The sequence below is a fragment of the Bradyrhizobium sp. 142 genome, assembly GCF_023074015.1.
GTDB lineage: Bacteria > Pseudomonadota > Alphaproteobacteria > Rhizobiales > Xanthobacteraceae > Bradyrhizobium.
Genome location: NZ_JADPKQ010000210.1, coordinates 1 through 3,277, shown reverse-complemented (window position 1 = coordinate 3,277; position 3,277 = coordinate 1). Strand labels below are relative to the sequence as shown.

The 3,277-nt window shown below is 64.0% G+C and carries 1 protein-coding gene and 3 pseudogenes; 2 read left to right on the top strand and 2 right to left on the bottom strand.

The window, feature by feature from the left end; genetic code table 11:
* Window positions 1–92 precede the first annotated feature (92 nt).
* Both istB and istA read right to left on the bottom strand, forming a co-directional pair.
* Window positions 93–755: pseudogene (istB, locus tag IVA82_RS19390) on the bottom strand (IS21-like element helper ATPase IstB); the annotation flags it as partial.
* A pseudogene (gene istA, locus IVA82_RS19385) lies at window positions 752–2,253 on the bottom strand (IS21 family transposase). The pseudogenes istA and istB, both read right to left, overlap by 4 nt.
* A gap of 423 nt (window positions 2,254–2,676) precedes the next feature.
* Here istA and IVA82_RS19380 point away from each other — a divergent pair.
* Window positions 2,677–3,021 carry a DUF6788 family protein gene (locus IVA82_RS19380; RefSeq protein ID WP_247383763.1) on the top strand — a complete coding sequence of 115 codons (345 nt, stop codon included), beginning with the start codon at window positions 2,677–2,679 and terminating at the stop codon, window positions 3,019–3,021.
* Window position 3,022: 1 nt separating this feature from the next.
* Window positions 3,023–3,277, top strand: a pseudogene (locus tag IVA82_RS19375) (ISNCY family transposase); the annotation flags it as partial.

Below are 3,277 nucleotides of genomic sequence, written 5' to 3'. Positions count from 1 at the left end.
GGCAGATCGAGCTCTCAGACGACCAAATCCGTCAGCTTCGCAATCGGGTACGACGCACCAAGCGTTCGAAGAAGGAGGCATCATGAAGTCATCGGCTCGGGGAAGATACGCCCCCACTCGCCGAACGGCTGATTGGCGGTGATCAGTAGCGAGCGTCGCTCATAGCGGGCGGCGATCAGCTCGAACAATACGCTGGTCTCCGCCTGATCCTTGCTCACATATGTGATGTCGTCGAGGATCAGGAGGTCGTAGCGATCGAGTTTGGCGATCGCGGACTCCAGCGCCAGTTCGCGCCGAGCCACCTGCAGCCGCTGCACCAGATCGGTGGTGCGTGCGAAGAGAACGCGCCAACCGTTCTCGACGAGAGCCCGGCCGATCGCTGCGCCGAGATGGGTCTTGCCTCCGCCGGGTGGACCGAACAGCAGCAGATTGGCGCCCGTCTTCAACCAGACGTCGCCGGCGGCGAGCGCCATCGCCTGTGCCTTTGACAGCATCGGCACGCTCTCGAAGTCGAAGGTGGCGAGCGTCTTGCCGGCAGGCAAACGCGCTTCCGCCATGTGCCGCTCGATGCGACGGCGGGTGCGATCCGCAGCCTCGTGCTCGGCAAGGGCCGCGAGGAAGCGGGCGGCAGGCCATCCTTCCTTGTCCGACTGGGCGGCGAGCTTTGGCCAGATCGCCTTGACGCCGGGCAGGCGCAGCTCATTGAGCAGCAACTCGACGCGGGCGGCATCGATTGAGGTCGCTATGCTGGTCATGCTGCTTCTCCCAGATTCGAGCGGGCCGACACGATGCTGACCGAGGCCAACTCATCGTAGACCTCGAGCGACGCCAGCTTGACGGCGACACTCGGGATCGAGGCCGCCTCGGGTCGGAAGCGGTCGCGCAGTGCAGCAAGATCGGGTAACCGTCCGGCATCCAGATCCATCGCGATCACCTCGGCGAGCTCAGCTTCGCAGGCTCGCTCGTGGGCCAGCGCCAGAAGCTCGACCGTCACCTTACAGGCGCGCCGGTCATCACCATGTTCCCGCATGGTCTCGAACAGACGTTTGTAAGCCGTGCGCGGGAAGAGTTGATCGCGATAGACGAGGCTGACGAGCGCCATCGGCTTGCGGCGCAGGGCATGGATGACGTGCCGATAATCGACGACGTGCCCGCCCTGGCTCCCGACACAGGCCGCCCGCGGCGCAGCGTCACGACCGGCGTGACGCCGAGGAAGCATTCGAGCCGGTCGTCGAAGATGCGTACACGCAGGCGATGGCCAATCAATCTTGAAGGCACGGTGTAGAATACGCGCCGCAGGATGAAGCCGCCTGACGACGTCACCGGGATCACCTTCTCCTCGAAGTCGGTCGTGCGGCCTTTCGGCAGTGGCGCCAGTGCTTCCTTCTCGAGCGCGATCCGCTTGGCGAGGTTGGCGTTGCGCCGGCCGACAATCTCGTCGACAAAAGCCCGGTAGGCGTCGAGACTGGCAAAGTCGCGCGTGCCCCGTAGCAACAGCGCATCCGCCAGCGCTCGTTTGAGATGACCGTGCGCACTCTCGATCGAACCGTTCTCGTGTGCGATGCCCGCATTGTTGCGCGTTGGTGCCATGCCGTAGTGGCCCATCAATGCGGCGTAGCGCCGTGTCAGATCCTCGCGCGCGTCGGCCGCCAGATTGCGGAATGCTGCCGACAGGCTGTCGCTGCGATGCTCCCGCGGCACGCCGCCGAGCGCCCACAGGGCGTTCTGCAAGCCCTCTGCCAGGGCGACGAAGCTTTCGCCGCCGAGCACGACATGGGCATGCTCGAAGCCGGAGAACGCCAGCCGGAAGTGATAGAGCCGGTGATCGAGCGCCTCACCCGCGATGACAATGCCGAGCGCGCTCGTATCGGTAAAGTCGGACAGACCCAGACGGCCGGGCTCGTGCTCCTGGCGGAAGATCACGTCCTGTTCGGGGCCATTGAGCGCCCGCCAGGCATTGATGCGTCGCTCCAGCGTGCGTCGGATGTTGGGGTTAAGGTCGGGATGCCGTCGGCGCAGCTCGTCCAGCACGCCGATCACGCGGATGCCGGGCGCAGCCTTCAGGATCGGGACGATCTCGGCGTCCCAATAGGGCACGAGCGGATCGGACCGTCGCCGGCCCCTCGGCACCTTCTTCTGCGATGGCAGGCGCAAATCGTCCTCGATCCGATACGCGCTCGCTTTCGAGAACCCCGCCTTGGCCGCGGCGGCCTCGGGGGACAATGTCAGTCGGTAGTTCATGTACAGCCTCATCTGGTGATCGGTGATGTGAAGGCCAGGCAAGGCGTCGATTCCCTCTTGTCGAGACGAATCAACAGCTTGCACCAGCCGCACCCGGCCGCCAGACGGGTCCGAAAAGCGCGACGCCGATGGGGACGGTCCTTCGGTCGGGCTACGCCCTCCCTTCGGTCCGCCCCCATCGGCGCAGTCTCATCCTGATTGTCGCTAAGGTCTCACCTTGATCGCCGCCGCCCACTCAGCCTACATCGCAGTCGCGTTCTGCACCTTACCGTCTATCATCGAATGCGCATTTGGGGGACGGTTCTAGCTACTTTCCGGCGCAAAATTCGGCGGCCTTGTGAGGCAGCCAGAATCGCTTGGTGTGGCGAAAACTGCAAGGTCGAACGGATTGGCGTTGACTTGAAGCGGCAGCATTGATTCATTCTTATGAATTGAATGATTCGTAAGCGAGCCCTTCAAACGCGTGAGAAGCTTGTCGGCAAGCTGCCGGTCACCGGCGAACTGCTGCGCGGTTCGTTGCTGGAGCGCACCGTTCGTCACAAGAGCGGCTGCCCGAAATGCGCGCGCGGCGAAGGGCACCAGGTGCATGTCCTGACGGTGAGCTATGCGGGTGGACGCGTGCGCCAGTTCAGTGTGCGGCGTGAGCGCGTTGCCGAGGTGCGCCGCTGGCTGGAGAATTACCAGAAGCTGAAAGACGCGATCGAGGCGATCTGCGCGTTCAATCACGACCTGTTGCGCCCTGATGCGGCGGTGCCGCGGGGGAGGAAGAAACGTGATTGAGATGCGCAGAGCGCAACTGAGCTTCGGCGACGGCTTGATCGCCGGGGAAGTGAGCGATCTTCGCGAAGGTTGGATGACCCATGCTGACCGGGTTCTGGCGGATGAACAGATCGTCGGTGCAGTGTACGAGGCGCTGGCGAGACGACATCCCAAGAGCCGCACAAGAGCCGCAGTCGTGGTCGGCTGGGCGCGCCGGCCGAGGTGGTGTTGCGGTTGTTGATCCTCAAGCATGTTCGCAACTGGAGCTATCACGTGC

Coding starts and splice junctions, on each gene's coding strand:
- IVA82_RS19380 (WP_247383763.1), top strand. CDS start 2,677: ATGATTCGTAAGCGAGCCCTTCAAACGCGTGAGAAGCTTGTCGGCAAG.